17 protein-coding genes and 1 riboswitch are annotated in these 18,753 nt (G+C 41.7%); of the genes, 8 read left to right on the forward strand and 9 right to left on the reverse strand.

Features of this window, described 5'->3' with window-relative positions; translation table 11 throughout:
- Window positions 1-83 precede the first annotated feature (83 nt).
- Window positions 84-458: a heavy-metal resistance gene (locus MMO42_RS09680; RefSeq protein ID WP_241320369.1), complete on the reverse strand. Its 375-nt coding sequence runs from the start codon at window positions 456-458 to the stop codon at window positions 84-86.
- A gap of 131 nt (window positions 459-589) precedes the next feature.
- Here MMO42_RS09680 and baeS point away from each other — a divergent pair, with 131 nt between their 5' ends.
- Both baeS and MMO42_RS09690 read left to right on the forward strand, forming a co-directional pair.
- Window positions 590-2,260, forward strand: a complete 1,671-nt coding sequence (gene baeS, locus MMO42_RS09685; protein ID WP_241320370.1) for a sensor histidine kinase efflux regulator BaeS — start codon at window positions 590-592, stop codon at window positions 2,258-2,260.
- A gap of 44 nt (window positions 2,261-2,304) precedes the next feature.
- Window positions 2,305-2,991 carry a response regulator gene (locus MMO42_RS09690; protein ID WP_241320371.1) on the forward strand — a complete coding sequence of 229 codons (687 nt, stop codon included), beginning with the start codon at window positions 2,305-2,307 and terminating at the stop codon, window positions 2,989-2,991.
- Between the two features lie 275 nt (window positions 2,992-3,266).
- Here the strand turns inward: MMO42_RS09690 and MMO42_RS09695 are convergent, their stop codons facing one another.
- The 3 genes from MMO42_RS09695 to MMO42_RS09705 all read right to left on the reverse strand — a co-directional run bounded on the left by MMO42_RS09695 (window position 3,267) and on the right by MMO42_RS09705 (window position 6,667).
- Window positions 3,267-3,848, reverse strand: coding sequence for a L,D-transpeptidase family protein (locus MMO42_RS09695; protein ID WP_241320372.1), 582 nt, complete (start codon window positions 3,846-3,848; stop codon window positions 3,267-3,269).
- Window positions 3,849-3,919: 71 nt separating this feature from the next.
- Window positions 3,920-5,362 (reverse strand): protein adenylyltransferase SelO family protein, encoded by a 1,443-nt coding sequence (locus tag MMO42_RS09700; protein WP_241320373.1) that lies wholly within the window; start codon window positions 5,360-5,362, stop codon window positions 3,920-3,922.
- Between the two features lie 135 nt (window positions 5,363-5,497).
- Window positions 5,498-6,667, reverse strand: coding sequence for an acyl-CoA desaturase (locus tag MMO42_RS09705; protein WP_241320374.1), 1,170 nt, complete (start codon window positions 6,665-6,667; stop codon window positions 5,498-5,500).
- Window positions 6,668-6,878: 211 nt separating this feature from the next.
- Here MMO42_RS09705 and MMO42_RS09710 point away from each other — a divergent pair, with 211 nt between their 5' ends.
- On the forward strand, window positions 6,879-7,406 hold the full coding sequence (locus MMO42_RS09710; RefSeq protein WP_241320375.1) for an META domain-containing protein: 528 nt from the start codon (window positions 6,879-6,881) through the stop codon (window positions 7,404-7,406).
- 34 nt (window positions 7,407-7,440) lie between these two features.
- Here MMO42_RS09710 and MMO42_RS09715 read toward each other — a convergent pair whose 3' ends face one another.
- From MMO42_RS09715 to MMO42_RS09725, 3 genes are all read right to left on the reverse strand, one after another.
- Window positions 7,441-8,157, reverse strand: coding sequence for a glycerophosphodiester phosphodiesterase (locus tag MMO42_RS09715; protein ID WP_241320376.1), 717 nt, complete (start codon window positions 8,155-8,157; stop codon window positions 7,441-7,443).
- A gap of 22 nt (window positions 8,158-8,179) precedes the next feature.
- Window positions 8,180-8,767: a cob(I)yrinic acid a,c-diamide adenosyltransferase gene (locus MMO42_RS09720; RefSeq protein ID WP_241320377.1), complete on the reverse strand. Its 588-nt coding sequence runs from the start codon at window positions 8,765-8,767 to the stop codon at window positions 8,180-8,182.
- A 103-nt stretch (window positions 8,768-8,870) separates the two neighbouring features.
- Window positions 8,871-10,733, reverse strand: coding sequence for a TonB-dependent receptor (locus MMO42_RS09725; RefSeq protein WP_241320378.1), 1,863 nt, complete (start codon window positions 10,731-10,733; stop codon window positions 8,871-8,873).
- Between the two features lie 36 nt (window positions 10,734-10,769).
- Window positions 10,770-10,984: riboswitch (cobalamin riboswitch) on the reverse strand.
- Between the two features lie 119 nt (window positions 10,985-11,103).
- On the opposite strand from MMO42_RS09725, the gene MMO42_RS09730 reads away from it, so the two are divergent.
- Genes MMO42_RS09730 through MMO42_RS09740 form a run of 3 tightly spaced genes read left to right on the forward strand, consistent with a single transcriptional unit; the run spans window position 11,104 to window position 13,510 of the window.
- The gene (locus MMO42_RS09730; protein ID WP_241320379.1) at window positions 11,104-11,763 is read left to right on the forward strand and encodes a phosphoribosylanthranilate isomerase; all 660 of its coding nucleotides are present in this window, start codon (window positions 11,104-11,106) and stop codon (window positions 11,761-11,763) included.
- Window positions 11,744-12,988 (forward strand): tryptophan synthase subunit beta, encoded by a 1,245-nt coding sequence (gene trpB, locus MMO42_RS09735; RefSeq protein WP_241320380.1) that lies wholly within the window; start codon window positions 11,744-11,746, stop codon window positions 12,986-12,988. Before MMO42_RS09730 ends, trpB begins: the two co-directional genes overlap by 20 nt.
- Window positions 12,989-12,997: 9 nt before the next feature.
- Entirely contained in the window at window positions 12,998-13,510 is a 513-nt protein-coding gene (locus tag MMO42_RS09740; RefSeq protein ID WP_241320381.1) for a DUF1543 domain-containing protein, read from the forward strand.
- Between the two features lie 59 nt (window positions 13,511-13,569).
- Here the strand turns inward: MMO42_RS09740 and MMO42_RS09745 are convergent, their stop codons facing one another.
- The gene (locus tag MMO42_RS09745; protein ID WP_241320536.1) at window positions 13,570-15,345 is read right to left on the reverse strand and encodes a bifunctional metallophosphatase/5'-nucleotidase; all 1,776 of its coding nucleotides are present in this window, start codon (window positions 15,343-15,345) and stop codon (window positions 13,570-13,572) included.
- A gap of 217 nt (window positions 15,346-15,562) precedes the next feature.
- Between MMO42_RS09745 and MMO42_RS09750 the strand changes: the two genes are divergently transcribed.
- The gene (locus MMO42_RS09750) at window positions 15,563-16,558 is read left to right on the forward strand and encodes a DUF2804 domain-containing protein (protein WP_241320382.1); all 996 of its coding nucleotides are present in this window, start codon (window positions 15,563-15,565) and stop codon (window positions 16,556-16,558) included.
- 56 nt (window positions 16,559-16,614) lie between these two features.
- Here the strand turns inward: MMO42_RS09750 and MMO42_RS09755 are convergent, their stop codons facing one another.
- On the reverse strand, window positions 16,615-17,490 hold the full coding sequence (locus tag MMO42_RS09755; protein ID WP_241320383.1) for a metal-dependent hydrolase: 876 nt from the start codon (window positions 17,488-17,490) through the stop codon (window positions 16,615-16,617).
- Between the two features lie 116 nt (window positions 17,491-17,606).
- Between MMO42_RS09755 and MMO42_RS09760 the strand changes: the two genes are divergently transcribed.
- Window positions 17,607-18,629, forward strand: coding sequence for an AraC family transcriptional regulator (locus tag MMO42_RS09760; RefSeq protein ID WP_241320384.1), 1,023 nt, complete (start codon window positions 17,607-17,609; stop codon window positions 18,627-18,629).
- Window positions 18,630-18,753: the final 124 nt, after the last annotated feature.

The following is an 18,753-nucleotide window of genomic DNA, read 5'->3' on the forward strand; positions in this document are numbered from 1 at the left end:
GCTTAAACTGCTGATGTAAAATCGTAAGCAGCTGTGTAAATAAAAAAAGGCGCTATAAAAGCGCCGATGAGGAAGATGGGGAATTAAGTTGTTGGGTTGGCTTGACGCTTGAATTGTGATTTGTCTGGGGTGAAACGAACTTCACAGGTGCCTTCAATTACGCGCTTATTCCATTGAATATTCACACGATCACCAATACGTTTCCCTTGGCAAGCTTGTTCAATCTGAGCGCGTTGTGCTTGATGTTCTTGGCGCATTTGTTCGCGCTGCTCTAGGCGTTGCTCTCGTTTTGCTTGCCATTCAGCACGTTGCTCTGGTGTTAGGGGCGCGCGTTGCATATTATGGCGGTGGTGGTCACGGTTCATCGACTGTTCTGCTGGCGTCGTCGATTGACAGGCAGCCAAACCTAAAACAGAACCGAGTAGGGTGGTCATCATTACGATTTTTGTCTTGTTCATTGTTTTATCCAGCATTGTCAGTGTTGATTTGATGGTTAAAGATTAGATAATAAAGATGAAGAAACAATGGAGAGTTTTTTTCGACCATGTTGGTTACAATCCACAAATAGAACACTATTGAGAATCTGCTTTTGAATGTTCGTCGCGTACCTTTAGCCTTACGTTTGTTTTTAACGGTATTACTTACGACCTTGCTGATTGCTACGATTAGCTTGGGGGTGTTGCATTGGACCATGCAAAAGAACTTTGCACGTTATGTGGCCGATGTTGAAATGCAGAAACTGGACCGTTTAATTGCGAACTTAGGCAATGTCTATACGGTTTACCATGACTGGGGCAATGCGATTCAGGCACAGATTCTACAAATTGAGGGAAGTGCAGCCCCTGACGACTATGATCGATTGTCACAATGGTGGCTGCGTCGTCAGTATGATATTGCCTTGCAGCAACGTTATTTTAATGACCATACCTTGTTAAGCCTGTCTCCAACCTTGGCGCAAAATAATGTCGAAATCAAAAACCGCCAAATCTTTAATGATGAAGAATTAAAAATCCTGAAACAGAATTTGCCTTCAGAATATCAGCCCTTTGAAGGTTTGCGTTTTCCTTTAAGTCAAAGTCAATTCCGTTTGAAGAAAGAGAGTAATGACGCTAAGCAAGAAAACAAACTGAATACGCCTGCAGAACATGGCAAAAAGCGTTTTGTCTCGATTCCTGATCGGTTGGGCCTAAGCTCGCGTTTATCTTTATATGATGAAAAACAGCAATTTATTGTGGGCGAACCTGCAACGGATCAAATTGCTTTCCGTCCAATTATCGTAGGGCAAAAGGTGGTTGGCTATTTAGGATTGAAGCCTGTTTTAGATCAGGATGATGCATCGAGTATTAATTTCTTTAGCAATCAGAAACGTTATTTACTTTTGGTCTATGCACTTACCGTACTTTCAAGTCTGGTTGCTGCCTTGCTAATGGCGACTTATTTTAAAAAACCGATTCAGCGTTTGCTGAACGCAACTCGCGAACTCACGCGCGGTAATTATCAGCATCAAGTGAAGATCAGACGGAATGATGAATTAGGTGATTTGTCCAATCAGCTCAACCATTTGGCTGATATCTTGCATCATCATGAAGAATCGCGCCGTCAGTGGGTATCTGATACCTCACATGAATTAAAAACACCATTGGCGGTCTTGCAGGCACAGATCGAGGCGATGCAGGATGGCATTCGTAAAGCCACACCTGAACATCTCGATGCCATGATGCGTCAGGTCAGCAGCCTGAAAAAGTTGACTCAGGACTTGGCTGATTTGGCACAAGCTGATGCACAACAACTGAAGTGCTATTTTGCTGATGTCAACCCGTGGGATGTCGTGCTGCAAGAAGTTGAAAACTTTAGATCTACATTTGAGCAAAACCAACTCGAGGTAACATTGTCTGGAGAAGGTGCTGTCCTATCTTTAGACCGAGATCGTTTTAAACAGATTATTGTCAATTTGCTGGGTAACTGTGTTCGCTATACCGAGCAAGGTGGAAAAATACAGATTCACACTCAACAAAATGAGCAACAATGGATAATGTATGTGGATGATAGTCCATTGGGTGTGAATGATGAGCAGCTTTCACGCTTAGGCGAGCGTTTCTATCGTGTCGATGATTCGCGTACCCGAAGTACGGGCGGTACCGGTTTAGGCTTGGCTTTGTCATGTAAACTGGCACAGGCTTTAGGTGGTTCACTGACTTTTGACCATTCACCTTTGGGTGGATTGCGTTGTGTACTGACGTTTCCAAAACAGATTAAATAACTTTTAAATCCTCTTTGATGGGGATGATGGATAGGATGAAGACCATGAAACATATTATGTTGGTTGAAGATGAAGTTGAACTCGCACAGTTGGTTCGTGACTATTTAGAAGCTGCTGGGTTTGAAGTCAGTATGTTCCATGATGGTCAAGATGCTTATGCTCAGTTTCAGCAACGTAAACCAAGTTTGATGATTTTAGACTTGATGGTCCCACGCATGGATGGTTTGACCGTTTGCCGTAAAGTACGTGAGCAGTCTGATCTGCCGATCATTATGGTCACCGCTCGTACTGAGGAAATTGACCGTGTATTAGGCTTAAATATGGGCGCAGATGACTATATCTGTAAGCCATTTAGTCCAAAAGAATTGGTTGCCCGTGTGCAAGCTGTTTTACGTCGTTTGGAGCGTAAAGCTGAGCCTGAACAAAATGATTTGTTCCGTATTGATAAAGCACAACAACGGATTTGGTATCAACAAAAAGCATTGACGTTGACACCAACCGAATTCCGTTTGCTGGAGTTGTTTTTAGAACATTTAGGTCAAGTGTATTCACGTGCACAATTGCTCGACCATATCAATCCAGATAGCTTTGATGTCGCGGACCGTGTGATTGATAGTCATATTAAAAACCTGCGCCGTAAAATTACTGAAGCTGCGGATACCGGTAATCGCCATGAGTGGATTCAAGCAGTTTATGGGGTTGGATATCGCTTTGAATATCCTGATGAGTAATTGAGTTTACGTTATCCTGTGGATAACCACAGCGTTATCCACAGAAAATGTGGATAGTTTCGCAAAGATTTTGTAGAAATTATCTGCTGTTAGGTTGTTAAGTGAGAAATTGACATCTTATTCATCCAAAAATATTACATTACTTTACAAAAGGTTGTGATGATCTTGGGAGTCTAATTAAGATCAATTCTCTTTATATAACTTATCCCCTGAATAAGCCTTGCTCGGTTTAATCACTGCCTTTATCCGCAAAGCCAGCCTAAACGTTTAACTCATTATGGATGAATAATAATAGAGGTATGATCGGAGACCAGTTGCCATATTTCATCCATATCAGAATTGGTCACCGCAATACAACCTAAGGTCCAGTCTTTACGTGGCATATAGCGTGCACTTGTAGGTATCGAGGTTGCTTGTGTTGGCACACTGCCATGAATCATGACATCGCCACCTGCCGAACGCTGATGCTGTTTCGCATAAGCACTATCTTCTTGGTTGGGATAGGAGATGTGCAAAGACTTGTAATACGCACTCTGTGGATTGCGCCAATCGATAGAATAAACACCTTCCGGGGTTTTACCATCACCTTCAAACTGTTTGTGTCCGATGGGATCAAAGCCTAACCGCATGGGATAGCTGCGAATGACTTCTTGTTGATGTTTCAATTGCAGAATGCGCTTGCTTTTAAAGACCTCAATTGATGTGACGGGTTTACTTTGTTTCAGTTGCTGGATTTCTTCGGCTGAAAGCGCTTTGTGGGGGAAGATCAGGGTCGGCAAAAATTTACCATATTGGTAAAAAGCCAACCCCAATAAAATCACCAGAATTGCAGCTACAACAAGTAATCCAATTTTCATTATTTTCTTCTTTTAAAATGAATACGCCCTGAGTCGCGATAGCGTTGCAAGGGAGCCAAAACGATTCAAAATTAAGATGAACAACTCACCATGACCTCAGGTACATCGCTTGGTAAAGGTGCAGTATCTTGTTCCGTTTCTAAATTAGGTTGCTTTTGATAAGGCTGATTCAATAGCTTAAATAGACGATCAACCTCACTAAAATCACCACGCTCTGCACGCTCAATGGCTTTCTGTGCCATATGATTGCGCAGAATATACTGTGGATTGACTTGCTGCATGGTTCGATTTAATTCATCAGTATCTTGATGTTGTCGGATGTTTTGATAGCGTGTCAGGAAATCATCAAATTGCTGTACATGAATACAATCATCTCTCAATGCCTTGTAATCCTGCTGTTGCAAGCGAAGAAAGCTCTGGGTGTAATCCAGTTGTTCAGTTTGCAAAATTCCAAGAAAGGCAAAACTACAATCGAGACTGTCTTTATGAAACGCTGGTAGCCCCATCTTTTGGCATAGACCTTGGCCATAATGGTGTAAGAAGCTGGGTTCAAATTTTTCTAAGCAAGTCGCTAAGTTGAGTTTGAATTGTTCTTTATCCTCAGCTGATGCTAAAGGAATCAAATTATTTAGCCATGTCCATAGATTCCAGTGTCCGATACTCGGCTGGTTTTGATAGGTATAACGACCTTGGTAATCGGAATGGTTGTTGATCCAATTTGGGCGGAATCGTTCCATAAACCCGTACGGGCCAAAGTCCAGTGTTGAGCCAGTAATATTTAAATTGTCGGTATTCATGACCCCATGCGCAAAACCAACCAATTGCCATTTGGCAATCATGATGGCGGTTCGCTCAATCACGGCTTCGGCAAAAGCGAGTATTGGGTTTTCAGCATCTAAACATTGTGGATAATGCCATTCGATACATTTTTGGGTGAATTCAGCTAAGAGCTCAGGTGCGTATTGATTGATCCATTCAAAATGACCTAAACGGATATGACATTCGGAAGTACGTAATAGCATTGCACCCAGTTCTAAGGTTTCGCGCTGTACGCCCTGAGTCGAGGTTGTGAAACCCACGGCATGACTGGATGTAACACCCAAAGCATTTAATGCATGTCCCGCTAAATATTCACGAATCACGGAACGTAGTACAGCACGACCATCACCCATGCGTGAATAGGGGGTAGAGCCTGCACCTTTGAGATGGAGATCAATGGTTTCACCATGCTGTTTCAGGATTTGCCCGATCAATAAACCTCGACCATCACCGAGTTGTCCCGCCCATTGTCCAAATTGATGCCCTGCATAAACCATGGCGAGAGGAGGAAACTCAGCAAAGGTTTTTTGTCCGCTACAGATTTCAACCCAGTTGGCTTTATCTTCTTCGCTCCACTGCAATTCATTGGCGAGTGCTTCATTAAAATGACCTGCTTTGGCACCACGCAACGGACTCGGCTGTTGTTGGTGATAGAGCTTGGAATTGAGGGAAGCATAGCGAGGATTGAATTGCATAACTGAAACATCGTGTCGAGCTGAATCATGACTATAGCAAATATAACGGTGAAAGAGTGAATGGTTGGGAGCAGGGAACACGATCTGTAGACATAAAAAATGGCCTCTAAAGAGACCATTTTTCACAACTATGTTTTATTCAGAAACAGGCGCTTTTTTGATGTTGCGCATCAAGGTTTCTAAACATTCACGGTGGTGACTTAAGCGATGTTCAAGCAATTGGAAATCAACTTTAAGTTTGTGATCCATTTGATGGATTTTTTCAGCCATCGCTGCTTTTTTCGCTTGAAGCTCTTGCTCTTTTAACTTTGCCCAATCATTTAAGGTATGGGTGAAAGCTTCATATTCTTGTGCAATGCGTTGTTTCATTTGCACGATGTCGGTATTTACATCATGACCATAAATCGCCAAGTCACGTTCAGCATATTTAAACTTCATCGCAAGTTCAGCTTTCTTGATATTAAAGCTTGGAATACGACGTAAATTTTTAGCTAAACCTAGCTTTGAGCTGGTCCAAATTAACCATTTGGTTGGGTCATATTGCCACCATTTCACTCCATTACGATAGTCGTATTGGAAAATGTGGTGGTAGTTATGGTAGCCCTCACCCCAAGTGAAAATAGCCAAGACAAAGTTGTCACGCGCCGTATTTTCATCGGTATAAGGACGTTTGCCCCACATATGACACAGTGAGTTGATGAAGAAGGTGACATGATGGCTGATGATCAAACGTAATAGACCACCGAGTAGGATTACACCCCAGATATCGCCAGTTGCCCAACCAATTAAGCCTAATACACCCACGTGAACTGCGATCACCATTGGGACATAGTAGTTATGTTGGAACATCACTAATTTATCATTCAGCAAATCAGGTGCATTTTTAAAATCTGGTTTAGATGGAGAGTGATCGCGAATCATCCAACCTAAATGTGCATACCAAAAGCCACGTTTGATTGAATACGGGTCTTCATCAACATCATCGACATGGCGGTGATGGGTACGATGACCTGAAGCCCAGAATAGAATACTGTTTTGAACAGCAAAGGTGCCGCCAATCATGAGTAAAATTTTAAGCGGTAATGCCGCCTCATAAGCACGGTGTGCCCAAAGACGGTGATAACCTGCTGTAATTCCTAGGCTACTAAGTGCCAATAGGAAAACCATACTCACCCATGCACTTACACTAAAATCATAATAATAGGCGTACAAAGGAATTAATATAGCAGCAAGAATTGGTGTTCCAATTAAGGTAATGCTAGCAGTCCAGTTAATGGGTGCTTTTTTGAGTGGGGCGGAAGTCATATCCGTCAGCGCTCCTAAAAACCTTGTTTGCACAAGATAATAAAACTAAACGAGATAGCAAAACCAATCATGACGATATATTGCTATTTTATCACCGATATTAGCATGTCCAAATCAAATAGCACTAGCATTATTCTACAGTTGTATCGAAAGAACAGTAACAGAATTCATTTGTACAATTAATCAATGAATTAAAAGGTGAAATAAATCAATGTCTGAGCAAATTATCGTGAAAAATCCTATTTTTTCTTTGAAGGCATTTTTTAACAAAACTTTAATATTCTCTGCAGCAATCATGCTTGCTGCCTGCCAAAGTCAGCCGAAACCCGTACAAAAAAACACCTTGCAGCCCAAGCGAGTAACTCAGCCACCGGCAATGCAAGTGCGTAAGAGTACAGATGGTGTTCAGGATGTCGAATGGCAGATTACAACGATTCAGGGCAAGCGAGCATTGTTCTTTAACCAGTATCCGAGTTTCTTGCTCAACTCTGCCTCAAAAATGGTGACGGGTCATACAGGCTGCAACAATATTTATGGTCGTTATAAATATGATTTCGCTCAACGTAAACTGGATTTTGATGTGATGGCACAACATCAAAGCTGTAACCGTGCTTTGGCGCAAGAGGCGGATTTGATGGATGCGATTCAACGGGTTGAACGTTTTCAGTTAGATGGCGCAAATTTATATTTATTAGATGCGAAAGGACAACGTCTCATTCAGGCACAACGTAAAAAATAACATAAAAAAAGGCGGAATTTATTCCGCCTTTTTTTTACTTCAAATGCTGTAACATCGTAGTGGGTAGATCGGTAATTAAACCCTGAATACCCAATTGCTGTAGGTGCTTGGCACGTTCAACTTCATTGACCGTCCAGACGCTGATTTCAAGATTCGCCTGCTGGGTACGCTGAATAATTTCATCTGTCGCCAGTACATCTCCCCAACCAATTTGACAGCAGCCATATTGCTGAGCAAGTTCAATCGCATATTCCCCAATTGGAATTTCAACCAGCAGCCCACGTTTAAATGAGCTCTGATGTTGTTGTAAGGCCGCCAAAATTTTGATATCAAAACTGGTAATGGTTGCCGTTTTTTCAAAGCCCTTCAAATCTTGATGTAACTGATGAATTAAGCGTTCAGCTGCGGTATCATCTGTAACCGCTTTGACTTCTACTTCAATATGCTCAAAGTCAGTAAGGCAATCCAAAACATGCGGCAGGCTTGGTGTGTATTCTTCAAAAGCCCATGCTTGCCATTGATGGCGATGATCGAATTGCTGAGCTTCGAATAAACTACAGCTTTCAACCTGTTGCGATCGGCCAGCGGTACGGACAAAGTCATCATCATGGATGACCACCAATTGACCATCTTTCAGTTGTCGCACATCAAATTCGACTGCACGCACACCTAAATCGTGCAAATAGCGAAAACCACCTAAAGTGTTCTCAGGCGCTTCACCACGTGCACCACGATGACCAATAATTCGCATTCGTTTCTGCCTTATTGAAAAGTTATGCTTGATCGATACTGTCGTTAATATTTTTTTGCCAAAGCACTTCGCTACCACCTTCAGCACGTTGCAGAGCACGTGAGGCAACAAATAGCCAGTCTGACAAGCGATTGAGTAATTGTAATGCGGTTGCCTGAATGTTTTGGTCGCGATTATGTACTGATAATAAAGCACGTTCAGCACGACGGCAGACAGCACGGGCTTGATGTGCATAGCTGCATGCCAAACTACCTGATGGCAAAATGAAATCTTTCAACATCGGTAAAGATTCATTCATGTGATCAATTTCTTTTTCTAGAAACTCAATACATACAGGTTGAAGTAAGTGATAACTTGGAATACATACTTCGCCGCCTAAGTCGAACAGCCAGTGTTGAATAAGACTTAAGCTTTTATCCCACTCAGCTTTATTTTCAACTTGGCTGGCACTGATTTGTGCACGAAGCACACCAATGGTTGCATTGAGTTCATCGACATCACCTAGCGCAGCAATACGCAAATCATCTTTGGCAACACGTGAGCCATCTCCCAGACCTGTCGTGCCTGAGTCACCTGTACGTGTATAGATTTTACTTAAACGATGTCCCATAGTTCTGTTTCTCTGATCCTGAAAATAAAAAGGGGATAATGTCGGTCAGAACATTACCCCGAAACTGGAGTTAAGAAAATATTTTTATTATTTTAGCGCGTGATTAATAACGGAATGTGACACCCGCAGAAGCTAAGCGACCACCGTTGATGTAGTAATAACCACTGCCATAAGCCGCAGTTTCATATTGAACATCACCTATGTTTTGAATATTGGTAAATACTTTAATATTAGGATTGATATTCCAATAAGCATTTACGTCTACAGTGGCATAACCTCCAACTTTTGAATTGTCTCTAGGCTTTGATTTTGCAGATAGTGACGTACTAATGCCATAGACTTCATTTTGTAGACCTGCGGTTAAAGTCAAGCTTTGACGTGGTCGACGGGCTAAGTCTTTGTCAGTTTCCTTATCTTTTGGTTGAACATAAGCATAACCAAGGTTTAGCAATAAATCATCTTGAGCCCAGTTTAGATTAAGCTCACCACCTGTAAACGTTGCTTCTTTTTTGTTGATATTATGACTATTTTCCCACGTAATTAAGTTATCTACTTCATTGCGATAAGCAGATAAGCCAACTGTAAGATTGTCGGTAAGATTTTGATCTACACCGATTTCATAAGAAACACTTTCTTCTGGTTTTAAGTCTGGGTTAGCTCCCCAACCAATAGCATAGAGATCATTATTGCTCGGTGCACGAAATGCAGTTCCAATATTACTATAGACACTAGTAGCAGGCAGAATTTGGTAACGTGCGGCTAATTGGCCTACAGTATGTGTACCAAAGGTTTTATGGTCTTCAACGCGTAGACCTGCTTGGGTATTTAACTTCTCGTCTTTATATTGGTGTTGAATAAAATAGCCTGTACTGTTGACATCTTTTAAGTAATCAACCGTACTCCAGTCACTGATAGATAATAGATCTGTTTCAGTTTTTTGATGGGCAACGCCAACCATAATGTTTTGGTGTGGTGTAAACTGCCATTTCGTTGAAAGTTCAGCTTCCTGTGTCTTATTATTAATAAAGTCTGAACTATTTCTTTGCGCAAGATCATCTTTAAATTGAGACAAACGGGCGTTTACAGACACAGTGTCTGTCACATTCACACGTCCCTTAAGATTAATAATTTCATTTTTAAAATCTTGAGCTACGTTTTTTAATCCAATTAGTGCAAAGTTTTCATCAAAAATGTCTTTAACATACATTGAATTACCTTTGTTTTGTGCATAATCTAAAGATGCCGCATATTGCTCTTTTTCGACACCAATTTTTGCACTAAAACCTTTCTGGTCATAAGATCCAGTTTTTACATTACTATTTTTAAAGTCAGTTACCTGAGTTCCATCAGACTCTAAGCGTTGCCCACGAATTTGTGCATAGAAACCATCTTCTGCTAAGTCAGCGCCTAGAATTGATTTATATGTATTATTCTCACCAATTTCGCCTGTCACAAATGCCGAAGTTTTTTCAGGTGTTTTGGAAATCAGTTGTACGACGCCACCAATTGCATCGGTTCCGTATAAAACAGAGGCCGGCCCTTTTAGAACCTCGATCTGTTTGATGTCTGTTGTATCAATAAAGGGTAATGACGCAGCTCCTAATGAGCCTGTATTTAAACGAACGCCATCACGTAAAACAAGTGTATGTGTTGAGTTCGTACCACGTGTAAAAATTGATGCTGATTGACCATAACCGCCTGTTTGCACCATATTAATAGATGCATCTGTTTGTAGTAGCTGTGGTAAAGCAGCAATTGGAGATTGCTCTAGAATTTTTGGTTCAATAATATTAATACGTGCTGGCACGTTTTTAATTGATTCAGGTGTTTTTGATGCCGTGACAACAATCGTATCTAGCGTCGCAGTTTTATCGCTTGATTGATCTTGAGCAAAAGCAGGTGAAGAAAACCCCATCGCAATAGCGATAGCACCAACTAAACGAGTCGGTTGAAAAGCAATAGACATGATGTCGCTCCAGACATTCACCCTTCGTGAATGATAATGTGGAAATACGCAACAAGCAGGTCTCCGGACTCCACTATAATCATCAAATAAATGATGTTACTCATCATCTTCCCACATCATACCGATGCAGTGATTTGGCGTTGAGCTAAGATGAGTGATTCGGTGTTACCGTTGCGAGGGCAGTGTTGGAATTCCACCAACTTCCCTATAAGCAAAAGAATTTGCTTTAGACTTGTTGCAAGATTACGCAAAGTATAAAGTGATAACGTTTTTTAAACAATTGCATTTCAGAATGAACTTTGCCCAAAGTGGGTCAAATTGCATTACAATGCGAGAGTTTCAAAAATATTCAGTTTAAATTGGACAGCTCATGCGCCAAAGCCAGATGCGAACCCGCGCCAAGATTTGTGGAATTACCCGAGTACAAGATATTCATGCAGTTGTACAATCAGGTGCAGATGCAATCGGTTTTGTATTTTTTCCGCCAAGCCCACGTCATGTCAGCATTGAACACGCTCAAATATTGGCACAACAAGTTCCTCCTTATGTACAGTTGGTAGGCTTATTTGTAAACGCAAGCGCTGAAGAAATTCAAACGGTGCTTGATTCAGTTCCTTTGGATGTATTACAACTACATGGCGATGAAACGCCAGAACAATGCCAATTAATTGCAGCACAATGCAAACGCCGTTGGTATAAGGCTATTCAGGTTAAACCCGATTTAGATGTTGTGGCTGAAATCCAGCGCTATCAAGCAGCGGGTGCCAGTGCAGTTTTATTAGATGCATGGCATCCTGAACTGAAAGGCGGTACAGGGCATCGCTTTGATTGGGAGCAATTCCCCCAACTCAATATTCCACTAATTTTGGCAGGCGGATTAACCCCTGAAAATGTGAGTGAAGCTATTGATACTACAGCAGCTTTTGCTGTGGATGTCAGCGGAGGCGTCGAATCCGCAAAAGGTATAAAAGACCAACAACTCATTGAAAAATTTATGCAAGGAGTCCAACGTGGATCAGCAAAACTCTAATCAAGAAAATCAGGTTATTGATTACACCCAGTTTCCAGATGCGCAAGGGCATTTCGGTATTCATGGTGGACGTTTTGTATCAGAAACGCTGATGGCTGCACTTGAAGACCTCGAAAGTCTTTATGGTCGTATGAAGAATGATGCTCAATTCTTGGCAGAGTTTGATCGTGATCTTGCGTTCTATGTTGGTCGTCCTAGTCCGCTTTATTATGCTGAGCGATGGTCTCAGCACCTCGGCGGTGCGCAAATTTACCTGAAACGTGAAGACTTAAACCATACGGGTTCGCATAAGGTCAATAACACCATTGGTCAGGCTTTATTGGCAAAACTTTCGGGTAAGAAGCGCATCATCGCGGAAACTGGAGCAGGTCAGCACGGTGTGGCGACGGCGACCATTGCAGCACGTTTGGGTATGGAATGTGTGGTGTATATGGGCGCTGAAGACGTGAAACGTCAGGCCATGAATGTATATCGTATGCGTTTGTTGGGCGCGACGGTTGTACCAGTACAAAGTGGTTCAAAAACCTTAAAAGATGCCATGAACGAGGCGATGCGTGATTGGGTGACCAATGTCGATAGTACCTATTATGTGATTGGTACAGTGGCAGGTCCACATCCATATCCACAACTCGTTCGTGATTTCCAGTCGATTATTGGTCGTGAAGCTCGCCAGCAAATCCAAGATCAAGCAGGACGTTTGCCTGATGCTTTAGTGGCGTGTGTGGGTGGAGGTTCAAATGCGATGGGCTTGTTCTATCCATTCCTGAATGATCAGGATGTGAAAATGTACGGTGTTGAAGCGGCAGGTTTTGGCATTGAAACAGGCAAACACTCTGCGCCATTAAATGCAGGACATGTGGGTGTATTACATGGCAACCGTACTTATTTGATGTCGGATGAGCAAGGTCAGATCATTGAAACACATAGTATTTCAGCTGGTTTGGATTATCCAGGTGTAGGTCCTGAGCACAGTTTCTTAAAAGATATGAACCGTGTGGAATATGTGCCGATCAATGATGATGAAGCGCTGCAAGGTTTCCGTGATTTAACGCAGATCGAAGGGATTATTCCTGCGCTTGAAAGCTCACATGCCATGGCTTATGTCACTAAACTGGCACCAACCATGTCGAAAGATCAAATCATTATTGCCACGGTTTCAGGTCGTGGTGATAAAGATTTAATGACGGTTGCACGCATTGATGGCGTTGAAATGGTCGAGATGTAAGCTGTTCCTATGCCAAGTTTGTTTATGGTGATGTTGGGTGGTCGACATGCCAAAGCCAATATGGAAGTACATGATGTGGTGATGGCGATTGGTGAGACATTGCCAGAGCTTGCACCACAGTTGAAACAGGCTTGGTTTGGTGAACTCAAAGGTTTACATATTGATGCTTGGGCACAGCTTACAGGTGTGCAGTCGCAAGGTGTGAATTATCAAATTCAGTTCTCAGACGCTGCACCATCAGCGTCTGATCCAAAACTATATTTAATAAATTTGGGTGGATATACACCAGATGCATTTGGTGAGTTACATCGCTATCATCTTGTCGTTGCGTCTGATGCTGTGACTGCAAAACAGTTGGGTAAACAATTTATTGAGCAACACTGGGATAAGCCGCATACGGATCGTGTCGTAGATGTTGATGATTGTCTTCCGATAGATCATGTTGCAGGGCGTTATATCCATTTGGTTCAAGGCGAGTTTAGCCCCACAATTTGGGAAAATACCTATCTGACTTTGGATTAATCCAATATGAAATGAAAATAGGGAAGCAGTGGCTTCCCTATTTTCATTATAGATACAGCTTATGGCAGTAATTTGATTCGATCTGTTTTTGGTGCAGTTAATGGAGAATACTGAGACACATATTTTTCTAGTGCATCTATATCTTGCCCACCTCCGATAGGATTTTTACCTTCTTTTAATACCGTAAAGTTATCACCACCATCGGCAAGGAAGCTGTTTACGGTAACACGATAAACCTTCGTATCATTTAAAGCTTGTCCTGCAACTAAAATATTGCTGGCACGTGGTGAAGTCGAATTGTCTTTCTTATAGGAATAACTGAACTCTTTAGACGGCTGTAAGATACGTACCGTGGCTGTATTGGCGCCAGACCATTGCTGTTCTAACACATCGCGAATCTGTTTGCCTGTTAGGCTTAGCGTCACAATCGAATTGCCAAATGGCTGTACTGTAAAGACATCACCAAAAGTGATCTGATTACTGCTATTCACCAATAAGTCGGCACGAACACCACCCGGATTCATCAGGGTAAAGTCTGAACCTTGATTACTCGCAGTTAAAGCCATGGCTTGTTGTGCATCGGCAATTAAATTACCGAGTGCGCTTTCACCACTTTCTGTTGCATTACGATTAATGACACCGTTGGCTGTACCCACCACGCGTGCCGAAATGGTAGTGACAGCTTGACGATATTTATCAAGGATCGCTTCAATGCTTGGCGTTTTATTAAACTTCTCATATAGATCAGTTAAGTTCACTGTGGTTGAGCCAGAGGTATAGGCTTCACTTTGAATCGGAACTTGTTTGGCATCTTTTTTAATGACATTACCCGTTTTGCCATCTAGTTCTAATTGGATGTTGGTAATCGCCGTGCCATATTGTCCCGCAGACGTTAGTAAGAACGGTTTTTGTGGATTCTTGGTTGAGTAATCACAAATATAAGATTGGTGCGTATGACCAGAAACGACCACATCAACCGCAGGATCTAAACGATCAAGGATCCCGAGTAACGGACCGCTGAGACCATCACAGGTTTTTTTATTAAATTTGGTACTTGGTGCAACACCTTCATGCACCACCACCACAATCGCTTCAATGCCTTGTTTCTTTAACTCTGGAATTAAGGCATTCACCGTATCCGCTTCATCATTAAAGTTGACATCTTTAATACCCGCAGCCGACACAATGCTTGGCGTCGCTTTCAAGGTCATGCCAATAAAGGCAACAGGAATACCACCATAGGTTTTGACTTTATAAGCAGGGAATAAGGTTTTGTTTGGATCCGCCTTCATCGAGACATTGGCAGCCAAGAAATTGAATTTAGCGCCAGGAAATTCTTTATTAATTTGACACGGTTTGGCACTGGTGAATTGCTGACAGCCACCATTTTGCAAACGACGAAGTTCATCGGTTCCACGGTCGAATTCATGATTACCCACCGCATTGAAATCAATCTGGATATCATTCATCGTCTCGATGGTCGGCTCATCTAAAAACAGCGATGAAGTGAGGGGGGAGGCGCTAATCAAGTCACCTGCTGAAACCACAGCATTGTTGGGGTATTGGGAGCGTAACTTTTTTATCGCATCTGCAAAGTAACTGACCCCACCGACAGGAATACGTACTGTTTTATTACTATCGCTTGGATCATCTGCTTCGATAAAGCGTTTTGGTGGCTCCAGATTACCGTGAAAATCATTGAAGGCGAGGATATTGATACTTTGGTTTTTGCGTTCTGGCGTTGGTACTTCGTTATCATTATTGTCATCATTACACGCCGTTAAAGACAGCATCATGAGACAGAGTACATTTGCTTTTAATAATTGTTGAGTCATCATGTTTTTTTGATCGAGTGGTATAAGATTGTTTTTAAAATAAAACTTCTGTATGAATTTTTGATGAAATGATGAGCTAAAAAAGTTCGTTAGGGGCTTGGCTTATTCGGATAAAATGTGAAGTACGGGGTATTTTAAAATATAAAAATAGTAGTAAATTTGATCACTTACCGTCTATTATTGGCATAGATGCGACCTAGCAATCATGGAATATAAAATGGATTTGATACAAGCCAATGGTCAACCTCGTTATGGACGTTTTGATCAAGTACCTTCGCGGATTAACTTGGAGGACTATATCTATAAAACGCCTTATGGGCAGATACTTAAAGGCTGGCGCAAACAGCTTAAATATAAGAAATTTAAATTCTGTGGTTTGCAACATGAGCATTACAGCATTGGCGTGGCGATTGTTGATTTATCTTGGGCAGGACATGGTTTCTTTTATGTTTATGATCATCAAACTCAAAAAGTGATTGAGTGGAATGCGATTCAGCCATTGGCATTTAAAACACAGCTTGATGAGCAACCGTTATTTAGTCAAAGCCATTTTAAGAAATCAGCCTATCAATTCGATATGCAACATGCCAATGGCGTGCGTTATATCCAAGTGACTAAACATGGCGAAATCCAGTTAAAAGCACGGATTTTTTGTGCGGGCACGGATGCACTTAGTTTATGCAGCCCGACAGGGATTAATGGTTGGACCTATACCCAGAAGCAAACCACGCTGGCAGTTGAAGGGTTCTTTATCAGTCCCGATCAACAACAGATCGAATTCAATGCACACAGCCTTGCAGCTTTAGATGATACCTGTGGTTTTCTGCGACCTGAAACGGCTTGGTTCTGGCTATCTTGCCAGTTTCGTGATGCACAGGATCGTCGGATTGGGTTGAATCTTGCATCTGGGGTCAATGAAAGTTTTGGTAATGAAAATGCCTTGTGGGTCAATGGCCGTTTGTATCCACTGACAGATGTTCTATTTGAACAGCAAAATGAAAACACTTGGTCGATTCGTTCTTTGGGTGGATGTTTAAATCTAGTAGTGGAAACAGGTTGGTGTCGTTTTGAGAATATTAACTTGCGTTTGATTGGCAGTCAGTTTAATCAATGGCAAGCCAAAGTTAGGGGGACGATTGCCCATGAACAGGTCGAATTAGTGTCATTAGATAGCCAATATGGTTTGTTAGAACAACATTACGCGAAGTGGTAACAACGGAAATAAAAAAATCCCCTCAATCGAAAGGGGATTTTTTTATGGGCAATGAACTAAAGCCCTGCTTGCCAAAAAGCTTCACCGGCCGCAATAGGATCATTGGTTTTAGCTAACGTATCAATCCAGACATCATACTGGCGAATAACAGGGTGTTGATTTGGATGGAAATCTTTTTTAAACCAGTCACTATATTGCGCTCTTTTCGCAGTCAAAATACCGTTACGACCAAAGAACCACGGCAAGCCTTTACGTGCCATATCAAAACGTTGTCTCAAGTTGAAACCATCAGTTTTGAGCATCACATCGGTACGATATAAAGTAAAACCAAACATCATTACTGTGGTAAAGACCAAGGCAAAACGACGGGTTGCTTCTGGCACTTCACCAACTTCTCGCATCACATCAAATGCCACATCACGATGTTCCATTTCTTCAATTGCATGCCAAGCAAAAAGTGCACGGACAAAAGGATCTGCTTCTGCCAACGTTTCTTTTTTACTATAAAACGTATCTGCCATCAGTGCGGTTAAATGCTCGGCTGCTGCGGTCATGGCAATGTTGTATTGGGGAGAACGATTGTTAAGTTCAAATCTAAAAATTTTCTTTAAGCGGGTGGTGAATTGATCCACCGGCATGCCTTGATCTTTCATGACCTGATTCATTTTGTCATGTGCAATGCCATGCTGTGCTTCCTGACGGATAAAATCAGCGACACGTTCCTGTAAGTCTGGATCATCAATTTTGTCACGGAATAAACGGACAGATTCAATAAAATAACGCTCGCCATCAGGAAAGGTTAGGCTGAGCGCATCAAACATACGGGTACGGAACGGGTCTCCCCCAAACCAGAAGCGTGGTGCCTGATCGAGATGGAAGTCCAACTTTGTTCTCACCACAGGATCAACTTGATAGGAAACATGTGCATTCATCTTGACTATTCCTTGTTTTTCTTCATGAACTCAGTATGAAAAAACTCCGATGAAATGTTTTGACAGTTACAGCCAAGTTTTATACAAATAACGACAGATCAGGATGAGATTGGCGTATGTCAGTTAAAATAATCATTGGATATTTGCGATTGTTTAATCGTGTTTTACAACAGGAACAAATTGATTTGTCTAAAGTTGTTGCGCCTGAACTTTGGCAAGCCTTTCAAGCCTGTTTAGAAAATCCAGATGAAAAAGACTTTGATGTTGAACGTTATGCCTTATTGCTACAGGCTGCTCAGCCGCACTTTACTCGTCCAATTACGTTGGTACTGGCGGAACATGCCAACTTACAAGATCTGGGATTAATGGGCTATTTGGCATCGACCAGTATCGATCTACAGCAAGCTCTGCAATTATTACAACGTTATTATTCTTTGGTATTTAAACAGACCAATTTAGAGCAGCTCGATGTACAACAATTTTCTGAATATATTCAAATCGTTTGGAGTGCATCCTACAGTGATTATCGGGAAATGTATGAGTTGAATCTGGCCTTGATCTTTAAAATTTCACAATCGATCGTGCAAGATGCCTTGGTTCCCCCTCAGATGATTCAATTTGGTTATGCACCGCATACTGCACTTTATCATTTTGAAAAATTTTATGGCTGTCCGATTCAAATTCAGCAGGGGCAATATGCCATCCGCTTTTCCAATCAAATTTTGAAGGCAAAAAGTATTGCCGCAGATCTGCAATTGAACCATGTGTTATCTACTCAGGCACAACAGTCATTGAACAGTGTCAGTTCTTTTGAGGTTCAGCAGCAGCAGTTTCGTCAGAAGATACATAGCTTTATTGAGCAAGGCTTAGTGCAGCAGGAAGAGGTGTTGCAAAGTTATGTCGCTAAGCGTCTGCATTGTTCAGAGCGAACTTTACAACGTCAACTTAAAGCCTATGAACTGAATTTTCAGGATGTGCTGGATCAGTATCGTTTGGAGCAAAGTAAGCTGTATTTGCAACAAGGTAAGTCTTTTTCTGAGATTGCGGAGCGGCTTAATTATGCAGATCAGAGCGCGTTTGGACGGGCGTTTAAGCGTTGGACAGGAGTTACTCCCAAGCAGTTTTTAAAATCTCTTTAGATTTTAGATCAGACTGCTAATCAAACTTTTAATTAATAAGTGAGTTTAACTAAGGTTGTTTAATTGATGAATAATCAGATGGGTTTGATATTTTCCTTACTTTTCAGGGATGAAAAGTAACAAA

It is taken from the genome of Acinetobacter sp. ANC 3882, from assembly GCF_022549545.1.
In the GTDB taxonomy this organism is placed as follows: Bacteria; Pseudomonadota; Gammaproteobacteria; order Pseudomonadales; family Moraxellaceae; genus Acinetobacter.